Origin of the sequence: Bacillus spizizenii TU-B-10, assembly GCF_000227465.1 — a bacterium.
GTDB classification, from domain to species: Bacteria; Bacillota; Bacilli; order Bacillales; family Bacillaceae; genus Bacillus; species Bacillus spizizenii.
Window position 1 is genome coordinate 3,693,671 of the sequence record NC_016047.1, and the last position, 16,611, is coordinate 3,710,281.

Sequence of the window (16,611 nt, forward strand, 5' to 3'; positions counted from 1 at the left end):
TTTTAGATTGAACCGTTACACTGGAGATAAGAATAGCGAAAGATGGTGAAGCCATGTATAAAGTAAAACTCCAAGCCAATCATCTCCCTAAAATCCGTGAGGCCGGACATATGAAGGATACAGAAGGGACTTTACGTCACCCTGACAGGACGATGGATAGAATCAGTGTATTTTTTTACGTAAAACAAGGCGCGATCCATGTATTTGAGAACGAAAACGAGTACCGCATTCAGGCGGGGGGATATCTTTTTCTTAAGAACAATACACCGCATTGGGGAGGCGATTTTTATACACCCGGCACCGAATGGTACTACATTCATTTTTATGCCGAACCTTCCGTGGATCAGGAGGACGAGTTTTCTCCATTTCACAATTCACCAATCCTTCTCGACAGCATCTATTCATCACAATTAACCTTTCCGAAAAGCGGTTCTGTCTCTCATCGTGAGTACACAGAAAAACAGCTGAGCAGCATTGTTCATGCCTTTGAATCACCAAGTGCTTTCAGGGCGCTCCAAGCGTGTTCTCTCACCTATCAACTCTTCATTGATCTGTATAGAAATGCTATAAACAGTCAGGCCGGCACACGCTCTTCAAGGGTCATCAGCCGAATCATTGAATTTCTGCACCGTAACAAGCATGCAAAGCTGGTCAGCAGAGACTTTGAGGATGCTTTAGAAATGAATTATGCCTACCTTTCCTCCCTCTTCAAAAAGCAAACCGGGAAAAGCATAACAGCTTATAAAAATGAACTGCTGATTGCACAGGCAATTGATCTATTCAAAACAACCAACTTAAATGTAACTGAAGTCAGCAGCACATTAGGCTTTTCTAACCCTTATTACTTCAGCAGAGTGTTCAAACGGGTGACTGGAGTGTCCCCGTCTTTATATATAAGCGAAATATACAGAAATCAATAAAAAACACTTGCAGTTCCGGGCCTGCAAGTGTTACACGTGATTTTTCTGATAGAACGTTCGCAAGATATGTGTTTCTAGGTCAGCAAGGCGGACAGGGATTGGCAGCCTGCTTTCTTGATTGATCAGGCTCATCGTGATCTGATAGCTGCTTTCTAAATCAATATGATTTCCGCAAGACAAGAAGATAGGCTTCACGTCCCGCCGCGTCCGCAACCCCCGACCATATACCTCGCCATCAATGATAATATCGGTATATGCACCAACTTCATTTTCAGGCATGACGAAATCACAGTCTTTGATTTTGAGATAGGTTTTCGCAATCCCAATTGTCGGCTTACCGAGAAAAAAAGCAGCATGGGTGGCAACGCCCATATGGTTGTAATGCAGATACCCGTTGCCATCAAACAAAAACACATCGGGCTCCGTCTCCAGTTTTTTCGCCGCCTCGATGATCAGCGGCAGCTCACGAAACGCAAGGAAGCCAGCAACATACGGCACACTGATTTTCCCCATGCTGTGCACTTTTTCAATGACTTCTTTAGTATCAGCATCAATCACGATAATACTACACACCCCGTACGGTTCGCCGTCCTGCTCCCAATAAGCGAGGTCGACGCCTGCGCAGGTGTTGATGGAGTCTGGGGTGATGGAGGGTGATAGGTCGATTTTATGTTTAAGGGATTGTTGTGTTTGAACAAAATCCGATTCATCTTTTAGATGAAAATCGTGAATTTGATGTACTTTCATTTCACTAGTTTTCCTCTCTTTACTTCTTAAAATAGTTTTCTCTGTTCAGATGTATTGAAGGCGATAAAACTTCCATTAGGATAATCTCCATACCATCCACAATGTAATATAATCGACAGTCCAACCCGTTGGAATCCTAAGTTTAAAAAATTGGGAACCTGTTGGCTTAGTGGCTGCAAATCCTCTAAAACCCCACTTCCCACACTCCAGATTTGATATTCTAACTCTTCTAATACATGTTCTATTTTATCAAAAGATTCTACGTCATAAATCTTATTTATTTTTAAGCCAACCACTTTGATATGGTATTGATCCTCTCTATATATTACCTTAATAATGGCATTACGTTTTTCATTTTGCAGTATTAGTAGTTCATATTCTTCTTCCGTTCTTTTTTCTGAATTTAAATTGTTCAATCCTACAGACCAGCCATCACAGATTTTTAATGGCTGCAATTGAGAAATATGATCTCTGCTCATGCCGCTTCTCCTTGTACTCCACATTGTTATCCTATCTATAAAAAAACTTGCCGATGACAACACGGCAAGTTTTTAACTATAGCAATTCTAATACATCGGTAAACAAGGCATCTCCTAATGTTAATCTTCTGTTGAAAGGCTGTAAATCAGGTAATTGATTCCACTCATAAACCGTATCATAGTAATCATATAAATAACTGAGCTCAATAAAACCTTTTTCTTTCATTATTTTATTAATATAGTTGGTACCCTGTATTAATTCTAAAGATTCAGCTGTTCCTACAATATCATAAGCGCCATCAATTAAATCGTGTCTTAGGGAATAACTATAATCTAGTACATAAACAGGAACCAATTTAGATACTTTCATATTGATTTGCTGTTCTAAATGAAATCCATTTTCTCCAGAAAGATCAAGTAGTTGAATAGTTATGTCCCCAGATGGATTATTCAAATCTCTAACTTCAATTTTTTTCAGGTGTTTTATTTGATTAAATTCTTGAGGAACTTGTATTTTTTCCGCACTTTTGTTTTTGTACCATTCGTCTAATTCCCTCTTCACTAAAAGACGATGCAGCAATTCACCTATCTCCAGGTTTTCAACAGTAAATCTTATTCCATGTTCCATGATTTAACCACAATCCGTTCCTATCAATGGCCTTTTCAACATCTGTACATTGATCGAATGCGATATTCTCTTGCTTTCGCAAATTATAATAGAACTATAAAAGCAGGTAGTTTACCGCACCTGCTTTTACGATTAAATTTTATGATCACAGTTAATTTCTATTACTAGGATAGCTTCGTTTCCGTACTCTTCTTCAATATCCTCCTTTAGGAAATTTCTCATTTAAATGATGCTCCCAGCCATCCATAACCTGAAGACGTAAATTAAAATCTCTTCATCGGACAAATCACTGTAGTCTAAATAATCGTTTATGCAGAGCATATTACAGGATGCTTCATCCCCTGTTTTGTCACCATACATTTTCAAAGTTCTATTCCAATTTATAGTTGGACTATCAGTTAACTCATACTCTAGGTCCAGAATAAAGCAATCGTCTACCATTAACTATATTGGGAGAAATAACATCCGTTAAATTAGATATGTCGACCTTTTGTATTGGTCAGATCTATAAGTCGTTCTTTTAGTCTTCATTTTAAAGGGGCCTTTAACAGGCATCAGCCTATAAAGGTAATAATTCTCTTCCTTATTCATATAAATTTTCTATTTCAATATCCCAAAAGCTTCCTTCTTTTATACAATTTGAGTCTACTCTTTTAAGTTCTTCTTTCAACCACTCTATTACATATTCCGGAATGTCATTATCAATAAAGGCATCCTCACCATTTATTTGTACAGCCTTGTCAATCATTTCTGAGAAAAGTAATATACATTCTGCAAATTGATTTATTGAAGAGTTAATAAATACTTCTTTATATTCATCACCATTATTTAGATAAACGATTCTCTCGTTATTTTCAATAATACATATTGGATCTCCAGAACCAGTGGATCCTAACAACCAATATTTTCGAAATGCTTCAGACATATCAAAGATACTCGTAATTGGTTTAAATGATGATTGAGAGGAAGTAAAATCTAAATAAGGTGGAGGTGTTTCAGGTAAGCCACCTAAAGATAAAAATCGTTTAAATTCCTCCGAAAAAGGAGTCTCTATTAGATCATCATATAAAAACTTTAATAATGGACCATTTTTATTAACATCCCAGTTTCTATTAAATTCTTCTGGTAATAACATCTTGTCACCTTCCTGATTCTTTTCTGAATGTTTCTAGTCTATTCGCAATTTGATCATCTACTCCGGTAATTCCCCATTCTTTTTCAACATTATGAATACCACCATATCCAGGATGCAAGCTTTTAGGTAAAGCTGCTGCTTGACCTCCTTCTCCAATATGATGATGTCTCATAGGATCTTTTAAGTAATCTGCATACTGTGGAAAATGTTTTATAAATTGCTCATCAACAACTGGAACTCTTCCTCTTTTAATCTTAGCAGTATTTTCAGCACTCCAAAACTCAGGATTACTTTTAAGTAACGTGTTAAAAAATTTTTTCGCATTTCTTTCCCAGCCAGCTGCATTTGTTCCAGGTTTGCCTTTCCCCTTAAAATTCATCTCTACTACAAGCCTAGGATCGATTAAATACTTATTATCGTATTTTGAAAGATCTCTACCTGTATATCCTCTAATCCGATCATATTCGCCACCATTACTCCATTTCCCCATCATCTTCACAATCCCAAGATCTTTAACAGATTTCGTTTCAACATCTACACGGACTGTCGGGAATCCGAACGTGAGGCCGTCAGGAGTTACTGGGCGTTCTGCGTATACGCGGACGTTTGTTGGGACTTTGAATTGTTTTACTTTTTCTAGTGTCTTGTTAGCTTTTTGGACTTTTGAATGGGTTGCAAGCGGGATGCCTTTATTAATGTGTTTCGCCAATGCACCTGCGCCAACTAAGCTTAAAGCCGCTTCCAGTGCCCCCTGCTTCCGCTTCTCCTCAGACACTTTGTTTCCAAACATGTCTCTGCCTGTCACGGCTTCTGAGAATCCGTTTGAAGCAACAAGACCGTATGCGCCCATTTCTGACATTTTGAGGATATCTAAGGATTTGCCTGTTTTGTAGGCATCTAAAGCGTGATCGGCCGCGATAGCCGCTTTTCCGGTTTTGTAGATGGCTTTTCCGCCTTTGAAGGCGCGGCCTGCCCAGCCGACGACCGGTATGAAGCCAGCTGCTGCCATAGCTCCTGCTGTCACACGTTCTGCGGTGGAGAGTTTTTCTCCGGTAACCGGATCAACACCTTCGGTTGCTCTTTTATAATCATAATAGCCAGTGACTTCTCCAGTAAAGTTGCAAACTCCATCCCATGTTTTTTCGTACCATGGTTTATTTGCTTCTTCTTCAGCCTTTTCCTGAAGCCGTCTGGCTTCGGCTTGCTGGGCTTTTGCATCGATATAGGTCGTTCCTTGCTTTTCTACTTCAATGACGCTTTTGTAGACTTCATTGCTGTGGAAGGCTTTTTTGTCATAGTACATAGGGGATGCGCTCTTCCCGTTGCTGGTGGCCTGCATGAGAACAGAATATTTGGTGAGCACTGCGTTGTCCAGAGATTCTAAATTTTGATACTCAGTGGTCAGGGATTCATCAAGCTTATCGACTGCTGTGATTGTCTCACGTCTGATTTTTTGGGCATCGCCCATCTTATCGGCATAGTCGTCAAGCGTGTACATGTCGAGATCAATAATATCGCTGATGCCTGACAAAATGGAGTCGATTTCTTCTTTATGAGCGGAGACAATTTCTGAGGCTTTCAAGTCTCCATTGGACAGCTCATGATCCAAAAAAGAAGTTTCCACATATGAATCATTCAGTTCTTGATCTTTAATGTCTCCTGAAATGCCATTTAAAAACGCAATTTGAGCAGAGACAAGAGTCAGCCAGCTTTCGACGATTTCCGCCTGTCCCTGAAAGAAATCTTTAATATTGTCCGCGCCTTTTCCTTTAAAATTGTCGCCTAAATCCGCCACTTCCTGAAACGCTTTTTTCAGAGTATTCAGCTGCTCCTCAAGCGTCTCATATTGCTTTTTTCTGCTCTTCGCTTCTTCGATTAAAGATTTAGATTCAAATACTTTGCTCATCGCACTGCCCTTTCTCTTCTATTTTACAGCTATCGCCTCGTCCTGCTCTTTGAGTGAATCTACGTTGTCCTTTGTATCCTCGATATTTTTCTGCACCGCTTTTTTATAATCTCCGAGCATGGTTTTGATGTTCTCCTCACGCTCATGATATTTTTTCGTGTAATCGAGGCTGTTTTTTCCATTTGATCCTGCGGCGCCGATTGATACGTCAGCCAGCGCGTCTTTGACAGAATCTAAGGTTTTGATGACTGTGTCGTACTTCAGCTTAATTTCTGACATAAAAAAAGATCACCACCATTTTAGTTTACTAATTTGTCTTCCCGCTTCTTCCACGAACTCTTCTCCTTTAGCAAGAAGGTCGCCTGCGGCATTCGCTGCGCTTTTTGTCAAATTCAGCTCGAATTTCTCTGTTTCAAGCCAAAATATTTTGCTTTGAATCGAAGCCATATACTCGTTATATTTATCATTCACAATCTTGGATGCTTCCGATTTTGCGTTTTCTCTGCCCTTGTCGAAATCATCCGCTTTTGTTCCCGTCCAGTGCTTGCCTAATTCCGGTTTCACAATGTCTTTGATTTCAGTAATTGCCTCTTCTTGCAGTGTGTCTATGTCCTTTTTTGCTTTTTTCAGCTTTTCGATCTTGTCTTCTACGTCGGAAATTTTTCCGTTGAGCGAACTTTTGATATCCGCTAACATACTTTCATAACCCATCTGATTCACCTCTTAATACTCAAAAAGTCGTATGGAGGGGCTGATGAAGATAGACTTTTCCATACTTTATTTCCATATATTATATTTTAAAATAGCCAGAAGGCGGCTTAAATAGGGTAAACGGCTTAATTTCGACGTATAATGCTCGCAATGTGTAGGTCTATAATCTTGTTTTTGTTCGTTATACAGCCAACGAAAGCGTTTTATAAGATGAAAACACCTAAAGTCGTAGTTATAAAGACACTTGAAAGAGACAGATGTTGATGATCTGTCTCTTGTCGTAAGAGCATATTTTGTTTTTTCCCTTTAAACCGTAGTAGAAAAGAAAAAAACTGGCTTCCAGCCAGTTTTCTCTTTTCCAACTATTGAATTGCACCTGACGGAACAACCGCCTTCCGTCCCACAGAGTAATACTCCACTCCTGCCTCAGCTGCTTCATCCAATGTGTAGCAGTTTCTGCCGTCAAAGATGAGCGGCGTTTTCATCAAGTTCTGATAGGCCGCTAACGGGAATTGTTTAATGTTGGCCCAGTCGGTTAAAATCATGACGGCGTCGGAGCCTTTGACTGCTTCCTCGATCGTCTCTTTATATTCAACAGCTTGCGGGAGAACATGCTTCGCATGGCTGGCGGCAATGGGATCGTAGGCTATAATATGGGCGTCGAGCGCAGCGAGACGGTCTGCAATGACAATCGACGGCGCTTCCCTCATATCATCCGTATTCGGTTTAAATGACAGCCCTAAAAGGGCAATCGTTTTTCCCATCACCCCGCCGAGCCTGTTCAGCGCTTTATCAACCAGCATCGCCTGCTGATTGTTGTTGACTTTGATGACCGATTTCAGCAGTTCAAAATCATGCTCGACATTGCCGGCAATTTGCACGAGAGCGTTTGTATCCTTCGGAAAACAAGAGCCGCCGTAGCCTATGCCGGCTTTTAAAAACTGGCTCCCGATCCGCTTATCCTGTCCCATGCCGTACGCGACTGCTTCAATATCGGCGCCAACCTTTTCACATATATTTGAAATTTCATTTATAAAACTGATCTTAGTGGCCAGAAAAGCATTTGAGGCATATTTGATCATCTCGGCGCTTCTGACATCTGTTTGATAAATCGGGATTTGAAACGGACGGAAAAGCTCCTCAAGCGTCTTGGCTGTTTTCTGATCCGCCGTTCCGATCACGATTCTGTCGCCATGAAACGTGTCATAGATTGCCGATCCTTCACGTAAAAATTCAGGATTGGATGCGACCGAAATGCTCACAGGCTCTGCAAGATGTTCAGTGATTAGCCCATCAATCAAATCATTTGTTCCGACGGGCACTGTGCTTTTCGTTACCACGATGGTATCCCGTTTGACATGCCGGGCGATGCGTTTGGCCGCATCTGTAATATGCTCCAGATTCGCGTGCCCGTCGCTTTTCTGCGGTGTGCCGACCGCTATAAAAATAATGTCTGCCTGTGCCAAGCCGTTCTCATAGCTCGTTTCAAAGTTCAGCCGTCCATCAGCTGTATTTTTTCTCATCAGCTCTTCAAGACCCGGTTCAAATATGGGGGAAATGCCTTTTCTCATTTCATCAATCTTGTGAGCGTCAATATCAATGCAGGTTACATGATGTCCAATCTCAGAAAGAGAAACACCTGTCACAAGACCGACATAGCCTGTTCCGATGACTGTTATATTCATTGTTTCCCTCCAACAGTTAAATTGCTGCTTTGCAGCTTTCGTATTATCGTATGAGAACATCCTATCATGAATGCGGATGATCTCCCGCATAGCCTGTCGGGTACAGCCTGTACAGATTTCTGAAATGTGATTCAATCATACAGTATACTATTATATCGCTCTCAGAAAGAAAGTGGTGAAATGAGAACCGGCTGTTTAAAAGAGCCCAAATAATTTTCTTCTTTTGAGCGGCTGCGGAGGCTGCCTGTAGATCGTCTGATTCTGAAGGAGAAGCTCGGCATTTTCCGTCAGCATATAAGGAAATTCCGGACCAAATTCTTTCTTAAGAACATGAAGGGCTTCCTGGTAATGAAAGTCTCTTGTTTTCAGATTATGAGCATCTGATGCTACGAAATGAATCAAATTGGCTTCAGCCAGCCGGAGAGAAAATGCTTTCATCTGTTTTCCGAAAGTACCCGCAAGACTTCCTGAAGTCACTTGAGATGCCGCTCCTTTTTCCACAAGATGATACAGCAAGGACGGGTTTTCGCGAATTTCCCTGTTGCGTTCAGGATGGGCGATAACCGGAATATATCCTTTCAGCTGCAAATCATAAAAAAGCTGCTCCGCATATCGGGGAACCTGATCAAACGGAAACTCAATCAGAATGTATTTAGTATCGTTCAGTGTAAGCAGCTGCTGTTCAGCAAGATCCCGTTCCAAATCGCCATAGATTCTGATTTCCTGCCCCGGAAGCACGGTTAAAGGGATGTCTTCTTTGATTAAACGTTTGTTTAACTGATCTGCCGCTTCTCTGACTGCGGCTTGACCGTTTTCATACACACCGTTCTTATGATGCGGTGTCGCAATGATGGTCCGGATTCCCTGATAAACAGCAGCCCTTGCCATTTCTATACTGTCGGCTGAATCGCTTGCCCCGTCATCCATTGCCGGAAGAATGTGACAGTGGATATCTATCATGTCTTAGCCTCCTTTTTTTCGCAAAAATAAATAACGGGCAAGCTGCACGTTATTTATTTTGTATGAAATTTTCCTTGTTTCCGTAATATCCGTATTCAGAGTGCTTCGAAAGCTTTTTGCCGTTCATAATCGCCCCAAGGAGCTTGCTTTTGCACGATTCAAGTGCCTCTTTCGCTTTTGCGGCTTGTTCCTTTTCTGTTTTCCCGCTTGAGATAACCAAAACAGAACCGTCTGCCACGTTGCCTAAAATCTGCGCATCCGCTACAGCAAGAATAGGCGGCGTATCAAAAATGACCATATCATATGCCGCACACACTTCGTCTGCAAGCTCGTTCATCCACTTCGAGGAGAGAAGCTCAGCAGGGTTTGGCGGGATCGGGCCGCTCGTCAGCACGTCAAGATGTGTTGCATTTGAGGCTTGTACAGCCTGCTCCAGTGAGCTTTTCTTTAATAAAACAGTTGTTAAGCCAATCATATTTTCAAAATGAAAGGCCGTATGTACTGTTGGTTTTCGCAAATCGGCATCAATTAGAAGCACTTTTTTTCCCTGCTGGGCAAATACGACAGCCAGGTTAGCGGCCGTCGTTGATTTTCCTTCTCCGGGACAGGCCGATGTGATCATCACTGATTTCATTTGGCGGTCCACTGAAGCAAATTCGATATTCGTACGAATCGTTCTATATTGTTCAGAGTTCAAGGATTTCGGCTCTGTCATCGCAATGACATTTCTGCGTATCCAAGAGCCGCTGCTTTTTCTAAGCGCCAAAATGTCCACTCCCCGCTTTTTCAGATTGGATACCGTGTAGGCTCTTCGCTGTTTTCTGCTCATTCGCAATCGTGGAAACCGTCCCTAAAACCGGTATGTCCAGCAAGGATTCGAGCTGCTCTTCCGATTTGATCGTATTATCTAAATGCTCAAGCAGGAAGGCCAGACCGATGCTTCCCGCCAATCCCGCCGCAAACGCGATGGCAATGTTAAGAAGCGGCTTTGGCGATACAGGTGACGGATGGTCTGAAACCTCGGCTTTTGACAGAATACTGACATTGTCAACATTCATAATGGATGTGATTTTGGTTTTAAAGACAGATGCGATGGTATTGGCAATATGAGCCGCTGTTTCCGCGTTTTCATCCTTGACTGATATGTTAACCACTTGGGAGTCCTGCTCGCTGGATACGGTAATTTTGTCATTCAGTTCCTGAGATGTCATCGACAGGCCCATCTCTTTAATGACTTCGTCTAAGATGGCAGGGCTCTTAATGATGACGTTATACGTATTGATTAACTGTAGATTGGTTTGAACATCGTTAAATTGGACTTCTTTTTGGTTGTTTTTCGATTGATTGACCAGAATCTGAGTTGAATTTTCATAGATGGGTGTAAGTGCGAAGAAACTGATGAGTCCGCCGGCGGCAGTGGCAGCTGCGGTTACAATCATAATCAAAAGTATGCGTTTTGTTAACGTTGATAATATCTCTTTTAAGCTAGTAGATTCTCCCATGATACCTCCAAATCTCTTATAACATCCTTTTCCATCTACGATTATACAACGTAGAAACCGCATTTCTCCAGCTTTTCACGTGACATAATTCGACATTTTTTTACAAAACGTTATGTGGCGATTCTTTATGTAAGCGCTCTATTTACTGTTTTGACAAAGCTTCCTCTTTTTCTCCTATTCAGGCAGTCACGTATTCACGCATTAAAAAAATCCCGCAAAAGGCGTGCGGGATTCTTATGTTGCATATCCATTTTTAATATGAGAAATCAAATTTTCAAGCATTTCCTTCGTCGTCATTTCAGATGACCGCTCACCAATTTCATGTGCATGCATCAAAATTTTCAGAAATTCTTCTTGATTCAATTTCTTTTCACTCATCTTTTTTGTTCCTTTCAGCTTCCATTAAGTTGAAAACACGATTATTATATGATGCCGGTTATCAATTTGCAATCTCTAATACATCATTCGACACATCCCATTTTTTATGTCCTTTTTTAGGAAAAACTTTTTCAGGCCGATGTGTTGCGATATAATAGAGAAATTGGATCTTTTTATTACGTGACTCGGTTAGGAGCGATAATCATGCTTCAGAATATGATTTCCAAAGACGATGTGCTGGCATCTGCCGAACAGTTGAAAGAACTCCTTCCCTACAATGAGGAAAATGTTCAGCTGATCAAAAAAGCCCTTATTTTATATCGGCAGGATTCAGTCTATCGTTTACAAGCAGTGAGTCCGACGGAAGTTACGGCTTTTGTGCAGGATGTTGTCCCTGTGCGGGTCACATTGAACTTGTTTGTCATAGTCAAAAGCGGCTGTTCATGTCCGTCCGGAAGAATCTGCCGCCATATGCTGGCTGTGTTTTTATATGTATATGCAATGTTTGAGCGGGTGGGTACTTTTACAGAGTATTGGCTTGAGAGGGAAAAGCTTGAGGAAAGCAAAGAACTCGTCCGCCGCCAATTCCAGGAAAAGGTGCTGCCTAATGAAGAATCGCTATCAAGCTGGCTCGCTTTTTTTGATTCAGAGTTCTCTCTCTGGCAGGCGCGCACGCCGGAAAGCAGCCAAAACATGCAGGGCCTCTATTACGGCTACCTGTCCGCATTAAAAAAGCATGCGCCGAACAAGCCGGAGCTGAAAAGCCTGTACCAAATTCATTCCGCGATTGCGGTGTGGCTTCGGATGTTCACATTGATTGAAGCGGGCAAGCTGAACCCCGAGCAAGACTTTTATTCCCTCAATCCGTATGTTGAACAGCTGATGGATACAATCTACAGCTCTATTGATAAATTAAAAACATATGCGCTGTCATTTGCGCTTGATCCGTTTTTGGAAAAAACACCGGAAGTTATCCGACATTTGCTGTTGAAAGAAGATATTTTTCAATATGAACGCATCCGCATCTTCGGTGAAATTTGGAGTGCGCTGCTGTCGCGACCAAAATGGGTGGCGCACGAACAGGAGATTTTGAAAAAAGAAGCCGGACGGCGTTTTTCTCCTGAATTGCAATTCGGGCGCCTGCACTTAGAATTCTTGCAGAAGAATGATGACGTTATTTTTGCGGAAGCTGATGAATTCCCGCCGGAAGCGCTGCCGTATACGTTTCAGTGGCTGAGTGAAATCACTGCCAAGAAGGATTGGAAACGGCTGAAAACATGGTACCAGCGGATTGAACCGATTGCGATGGGTTATACGAAACTGGATAAGCCGTTTAAAGAGATTCGCGACGTGATCAGCGAATTGTTCCTTCTGCTGAATGCCTATGTGAAGCAAACCAATGACCAATCGCTGTTTGAACGCTATGCTTCGGGCTGTCTGCCGTATACGTTCACAGAATACAGCCATCACTTATATGAGAAAAAACGGTATGCCGAGTGGATCGAAATTCACAGCCTTGTCGGCTTTTCCATCTATGAAATGGATAAAATGATGCTGAAGGAAATTGCAGCGAGCGATCCGGAAGCGCTTATCCCGGCTTACCACAGAGAAGTGGCCTTTTTTATCGATCAGAAGAACCGCAGCTCGTACAAGGAAGCCGCACGGTATTTGAAAAAACTGCGCACCCTGTACAGAAAAGCGAAGAAACTGAAGGTGTGGGAGCGGTATATTCAGCAGCTGAGCTCGCATTACAAGCGTCTGCGCGCGCTTCAAGAAGAACTGCAGAAAGGAAAGTTGATTGATGGCGAGTCTTAAAGAAATTCTCATCCACGTCGAACAAATGGAAGATGGTTCATTTACGCTCTCAGCCTTTGATGAGAATGAACAGCCCCTTCCCTACAGCCATATGAAAAGGCATTTGTTCCAATGGCATGAATCCTCATTTTACGGAACCTTTCTTGAGGATGTCAGCTTCATCGGGACAACCGCTGTTTTGCTTTCTCCATGGATGACTGTAGAGCTTCTCGGCAAAAACTCGTTCAACTCATTCAGCTCCGTGCAGCTTACAGAAGAAACGGAGCCGCTGATCGAGGCGGCATCGACCATCTATGAATTTATCGCAGACGGCGATTTTCTGCCTGACTATGAAGCATGGACAAACGGTGTTTTTCGCTGGAAGGACCGCGACAATATACTAGATGGCTTTACTGCGGATTGGTTTTCCGCTGCAGTGCAGGACTACATCCAATACGACGATGACCTGCGGGAGAAATGGGAACACATTAAGGAGAAATCGCCTGCGGTCACGACATTCCGCGGACATTTTCTCGATGAAGAGGATTTTCTTGAAGGGATCGGCTGGATTGACGATCAATCTCCATTTACAGTCGGCCTGCGCTTAAATGAGCCAGACTTTGACGGAGACGATTGGAAAATCGAGATGTTTTTACGCGATAAAAAGAGCGGCGCTGTTGAATTCTTTGACGGGCTGAAGAGCCTTAAGAAATCGTGGCAGGCGTACAGCGATAAAATCGCACGTGAGCAGGATCGCTTTCACAGAACGGTTCCGTGGCTGTCATTTGATTCCGGGACAACGCTGATTTCAGAGGAAGAAGCCTGGATCTTCCTGTCAGAAGCAAGTGAGACACTTGTCGATATGGGGGTTGAAATTCTCCTGCCGTCCTGGTGGCAGATTGTCAGAGACAGCAACATGATGCTGAAGGCAAAGGTATCGTCCGCCCCGCGCGGCGAGTCATTTGTCGGCATGAATGCGCTGCTTGATTTCAACTGGCGGTTTGCGACAAATGGAATTGAGCTGACTGAGGCTGAATTTAATGAGCTTGTCGCCAGCAACAGGCGCCTCGTTAATATACGCGGGCAATGGGTAAAAATCGATCCGCAGTTTATCAAACAAATGAAACGCCTGATGGAAAAAGCGGAATCTGAAGGACTCCACATGTCTGATATTCTGGCGCGCGAACTAATGGATCAGGGGGAAGGCGGGCTTGAAGATTCAGATCTGATTGATACATCCGCTTTTGCCGGCATTCAATTTGATCTGTCCAAACAGCTCAGGTCACTGATTCGAAAGCTTACGGCCGCGGAAAATCTGCCGGAGCACGAAGTCAGTCCTTCTTTCCAAGGAACTCTCCGCCCCTATCAGAAATACGGCATGAACTGGCTGCTGTTTCTGCGAGAAAGCGGTTTTGGCGCCTGTCTGGCTGACGATATGGGTCTTGGGAAAACGATTCAAATGATCGCCTATTTCCTACACGTGAAGGAAAGCGGCCGGCAAAAAACGCCGAATTTGATTATCGCGCCGACATCCGTACTCGGCAACTGGCAGCGGGAGCTTCAAACCTTTGCACCTGACCTGTCTGTCGCGCTCCATTATGGGCCGCGCCGTCCAAAAGGTGATGATTTCGCCGCGCATTACGAAAACGCAGATGTGGTACTCACTTCATACGGATTGTCGCATGCCGATTCGGAAGAGATGTCTTCTGTGACATGGAACACAATCTGCCTTGATGAAGCGCAAAATATTAAAAACGCGCATACGAAGCAATCACGTGCAATCAGAAAGCTGAAAGGGCTTCACCATATCGCGCTGAGCGGCACGCCAATGGAAAATCGCTTAACTGAACTATGGTCCATTTTTGACTTCATGAATAAAGGCTACCTCGGCAGTCTGACGGGCTTCCATAAACGCTATGTGCTGCCGATTGAAAAAGACCGGGACGAAAAGAGAATCGGACAGCTTCAGCAGTTAATCCGCCCATTCCTTCTGCGGCGGACGAAACGTGATGAAGAGGTCGCGCTTAATCTTCCTGAGAAGCTGGAAGAAAAAGAATTTATCCCGCTGTCAGCCGAACAGGCATCACTTTATGAGCAGCTTGTCAAAGACACATTTGACCATATGACGTCACTGACCGGCATGCAGAGAAAAGCGTTGATCCTCAGCATGCTCGGACGTCTCAAGCAAATATGCGATCACCCCGCGCTCTATTTAAAAGAGGATCAAACCGAGCTGCTGGCTGGCAGATCAGTCAAGCTCGAAAAATTGCTGGAACTCATGACAGCGATCCGCGTCCAAAACGAAAGCTGCCTTATTTTCACGCAATACATTCAGATGGGGAACATGATGAAAAGTCTGCTTGAAAAAACGTTCGGCGAACCTGTGCAATTTTTAAACGGGAGTCTCTCCAAGCAAGAGCGGGATACACTCGTTGAGAAATTTCAGAAGAAAGAATACCCGACACTCATTCTTTCACTCAAAGCTGGAGGCACCGGGCTTAATTTGACCGCCGCCAATCACGTCATCCATTATGACAGATGGTGGAACCCGGCCGTTGAAAACCAGGCCACTGACCGGGCATACCGCATTGGCCAGGAGCGCTTTGTCCACGTTCATAAAATGATTACAACGGGAACAATCGAAGAAAAAATTGATGTTATGCTCGAATCGAAACAAACCCTGAACGACCAAATTATCCAAAGTGAAAACTGGATTACCGAGCTTTCCACACAGGAACTCGAAGAATTGTTTACATTAAGCGCCTCAGCGCGATGAGAATGACTATAAAAAAGCTGGCTCTTTGAAAGAGCCAGCTTTTTTCCGTTCATATCCGTCACGCCGAATTTCCAAGGAATCCGTTACGCCGGTTATCAACAGGATGCGCTTTTGATGCAGCATATAAACCTACAGTAAATGTTTAATCATATGTGCGACGCCGTGTTCGTCATTGGTCAAGGTGACAGCATCGGCCATCGCTTTGATATCTTCCCGCGCATTGCCCATCGCTACACCTTTTCCCGCCGCCTCCAGCATCGATTTGTCATTTAAGCTGTCACCGACAGCCACGGTTTCTTCGATCGGGATATTCAGCCGTTCCGCAAGCCTCTTCAGCGCCTGCCCCTTGGAAGCTTTGCGGGAAGATAGCTCAAAGTTGTGCTCAGCAGAACTGACAAGCGTCAAATCTTCGGCATGCTCATATTTTTTCCAGCCTGCCTCGAGCTTCTCCTTGAAGAAAGAAAAACCGAGAATATTATAAAAGTCGATCTCCTGATCAGCCTCAAACAGCTCTTGAAACGAGCTAATATAAGCGAAGCCGGATTGGCTGTATTGCACCTCGGCCGCCTGCATAAGGACAGAAAGATCTGCTTCCGGATTCGCGCTTCTGAATCTGTCCAGCTCAACCTCAAGAAGCTCCTTGCCGTTTTGCGGCGTATATATGGCTGAACCTGTGAATACCTCGTAATAATAGTTTTCCGACTCAAGCCATGAGAGAATATCATATGCCCGCTTCTTATCAATCGTTTCGTGATGATAAAGCCTGCCATCTGGATCGTGAATGACGGCGCCGTTTGCGCTGATGACCCACGTTTTGATCCCCAGCGGTTCAAAGATTGACATGACGTCAAAATGAGCGCGCCCAGTTGACACCACCACTTCAATGCCGTCCCGCTGCGCCTGCCGCAGCGCGTTTTCATTTTCCAAGCTTACCTGATGCTTGCTGTTGAGTAAGGTTCCATCTAAGTCAATCGCAATCAATTTCAAGTT

The 16,611-nt window shown here is 43.4% G+C and carries 16 protein-coding genes and 1 pseudogene; 3 read left to right on the top strand and 14 right to left on the bottom strand.

Features of this window, described 5'->3' with window-relative positions:
• Positions 1-53 precede the first annotated feature (53 nt).
• Positions 54-920 (top strand): helix-turn-helix domain-containing protein, encoded by an 867-nt coding sequence (locus GYO_RS40500; protein ID WP_014115430.1) that lies wholly within the window; start codon positions 54-56, stop codon positions 918-920.
• A 30-nt stretch (positions 921-950) separates the two neighbouring features.
• Here GYO_RS40500 and GYO_RS40505 read toward each other — a convergent pair whose 3' ends face one another.
• The 13 genes and pseudogenes from GYO_RS40505 to GYO_RS40565 form a co-directional block, all read right to left on the bottom strand.
• Entirely contained in the window at positions 951-1,667 is a 717-nt protein-coding gene (locus GYO_RS40505; RefSeq protein ID WP_014115431.1) for an endonuclease V, read from the bottom strand.
• Between the two features lie 99 nt (positions 1,668-1,766).
• Positions 1,767-2,146, bottom strand: a pseudogene (locus tag GYO_RS40510) (hypothetical protein); the annotation flags it as partial.
• A gap of 76 nt (positions 2,147-2,222) precedes the next feature.
• On the bottom strand, positions 2,223-2,774 hold the full coding sequence (locus GYO_RS40515) for a hypothetical protein (RefSeq protein WP_041521091.1): 552 nt from the start codon (positions 2,772-2,774) through the stop codon (positions 2,223-2,225).
• Positions 2,775-2,996: 222 nt separating this feature from the next.
• Entirely contained in the window at positions 2,997-3,215 is a 219-nt protein-coding gene (locus GYO_RS44385) for a PM0498 family protein (RefSeq protein WP_503826128.1), read from the bottom strand.
• A 142-nt stretch (positions 3,216-3,357) separates the two neighbouring features.
• On the bottom strand, positions 3,358-3,909 hold the full coding sequence (locus GYO_RS40525) for an SUKH-4 family immunity protein (RefSeq protein WP_003221754.1): 552 nt from the start codon (positions 3,907-3,909) through the stop codon (positions 3,358-3,360).
• A 4-nt stretch (positions 3,910-3,913) separates the two neighbouring features.
• Positions 3,914-5,815, bottom strand: coding sequence for a T7SS effector LXG polymorphic toxin (locus GYO_RS40530; RefSeq protein ID WP_014115435.1), 1,902 nt, complete (start codon positions 5,813-5,815; stop codon positions 3,914-3,916).
• An 18-nt stretch (positions 5,816-5,833) separates the two neighbouring features.
• Positions 5,834-6,094 (bottom strand): YwqI/YxiC family protein, encoded by a 261-nt coding sequence (locus GYO_RS40535; protein WP_003221757.1) that lies wholly within the window; start codon positions 6,092-6,094, stop codon positions 5,834-5,836.
• A gap of 9 nt (positions 6,095-6,103) precedes the next feature.
• Positions 6,104-6,526, bottom strand: coding sequence for a YwqH-like family protein (locus GYO_RS40540; protein ID WP_014115436.1), 423 nt, complete (start codon positions 6,524-6,526; stop codon positions 6,104-6,106).
• 362 nt (positions 6,527-6,888) lie between these two features.
• Positions 6,889-8,211: a UDP-glucose 6-dehydrogenase UglF gene (uglF, locus tag GYO_RS40545; RefSeq protein WP_014115438.1), complete on the bottom strand. Its 1,323-nt coding sequence runs from the start codon at positions 8,209-8,211 to the stop codon at positions 6,889-6,891.
• Positions 8,212-8,406: 195 nt separating this feature from the next.
• Positions 8,407-9,171 carry a tyrosine-protein phosphatase gene (locus GYO_RS40550; protein WP_014115439.1) on the bottom strand — a complete coding sequence of 255 codons (765 nt, stop codon included), beginning with the start codon at positions 9,169-9,171 and terminating at the stop codon, positions 8,407-8,409.
• Positions 9,172-9,220: 49 nt separating this feature from the next.
• Positions 9,221-9,937, bottom strand: coding sequence for a tyrosine-protein kinase PtkA (ptkA, locus tag GYO_RS40555; RefSeq protein ID WP_014115440.1), 717 nt, complete (start codon positions 9,935-9,937; stop codon positions 9,221-9,223).
• The gene (tkmA, locus tag GYO_RS40560; protein WP_014115441.1) at positions 9,927-10,673 is read right to left on the bottom strand and encodes a protein-tyrosine kinase activator TkmA; all 747 of its coding nucleotides are present in this window, start codon (positions 10,671-10,673) and stop codon (positions 9,927-9,929) included. Before tkmA ends, ptkA begins: the two co-directional genes overlap by 11 nt.
• A 234-nt stretch (positions 10,674-10,907) precedes the next feature.
• Positions 10,908-11,051, bottom strand: coding sequence for a YwzD family small protein (locus GYO_RS40565; protein WP_003221769.1), 144 nt, complete (start codon positions 11,049-11,051; stop codon positions 10,908-10,910).
• A gap of 204 nt (positions 11,052-11,255) precedes the next feature.
• Here GYO_RS40565 and GYO_RS40570 point away from each other — a divergent pair, with 204 nt between their 5' ends.
• Together GYO_RS40570 and GYO_RS40575 are read left to right on the top strand one after the other, a co-directional pair.
• Positions 11,256-12,866: an SWIM zinc finger family protein gene (locus GYO_RS40570; protein WP_014115442.1), complete on the top strand. Its 1,611-nt coding sequence runs from the start codon at positions 11,256-11,258 to the stop codon at positions 12,864-12,866.
• Positions 12,853-15,621 carry a DEAD/DEAH box helicase gene (locus tag GYO_RS40575; RefSeq protein ID WP_014115443.1) on the top strand — a complete coding sequence of 923 codons (2,769 nt, stop codon included), beginning with the start codon at positions 12,853-12,855 and terminating at the stop codon, positions 15,619-15,621. Before GYO_RS40570 ends, GYO_RS40575 begins: the two co-directional genes overlap by 14 nt.
• A 129-nt stretch (positions 15,622-15,750) precedes the next feature.
• Here the strand turns inward: GYO_RS40575 and ywpJ are convergent, their stop codons facing one another.
• Positions 15,751-16,608, bottom strand: a complete 858-nt coding sequence (gene ywpJ / locus GYO_RS40580) for a phosphatase YwpJ (protein ID WP_014115445.1) — start codon at positions 16,606-16,608, stop codon at positions 15,751-15,753.
• Positions 16,609-16,611: the final 3 nt, after the last annotated feature.

Bases quoted from the DNA above. Each gene is read 5' to 3' on its own strand.
- GYO_RS40505 (WP_014115431.1), bottom strand. From the start codon at position 1,667: ATGAAAGTACATCAAATTCACGATTTTCATCTAAAAGATGAATCGGAT.
- GYO_RS40565 (WP_003221769.1), bottom strand. From the start codon at position 11,051: ATGAGTGAAAAGAAATTGAATCAAGAAGAATTTCTGAAAATTTTGATG.
- GYO_RS40550 (WP_014115439.1), bottom strand. From the start codon at position 9,171: ATGATAGATATCCACTGTCACATTCTTCCGGCAATGGATGACGGGGCA.
- GYO_RS40570 (WP_014115442.1), top strand. From the start codon at position 11,256: ATGCTTCAGAATATGATTTCCAAAGACGATGTGCTGGCATCTGCCGAA.
- GYO_RS40515 (WP_041521091.1), bottom strand. From the start codon at position 2,774: ATGGAACATGGAATAAGATTTACTGTTGAAAACCTGGAGATAGGTGAA.
- GYO_RS40535 (WP_003221757.1), bottom strand. From the start codon at position 6,094: ATGTCAGAAATTAAGCTGAAGTACGACACAGTCATCAAAACCTTAGAT.
- GYO_RS40525 (WP_003221754.1), bottom strand. From the start codon at position 3,909: ATGTTATTACCAGAAGAATTTAATAGAAACTGGGATGTTAATAAAAAT.
- GYO_RS40530 (WP_014115435.1), bottom strand. From the start codon at position 5,815: ATGAGCAAAGTATTTGAATCTAAATCTTTAATCGAAGAAGCGAAGAGC.
- GYO_RS40575 (WP_014115443.1), top strand. From the start codon at position 12,853: ATGGCGAGTCTTAAAGAAATTCTCATCCACGTCGAACAAATGGAAGAT.
- GYO_RS40540 (WP_014115436.1), bottom strand. From the start codon at position 6,526: ATGGGTTATGAAAGTATGTTAGCGGATATCAAAAGTTCGCTCAACGGA.
- GYO_RS44385 (WP_503826128.1), bottom strand. From the start codon at position 3,215: ATGGTAGACGATTGCTTTATTCTGGACCTAGAGTATGAGTTAACTGAT.
- GYO_RS40500 (WP_014115430.1), top strand. From the start codon at position 54: ATGTATAAAGTAAAACTCCAAGCCAATCATCTCCCTAAAATCCGTGAG.
- uglF (WP_014115438.1), bottom strand. From the start codon at position 8,211: ATGAATATAACAGTCATCGGAACAGGCTATGTCGGTCTTGTGACAGGT.
- tkmA (WP_014115441.1), bottom strand. From the start codon at position 10,673: ATGGGAGAATCTACTAGCTTAAAAGAGATATTATCAACGTTAACAAAA.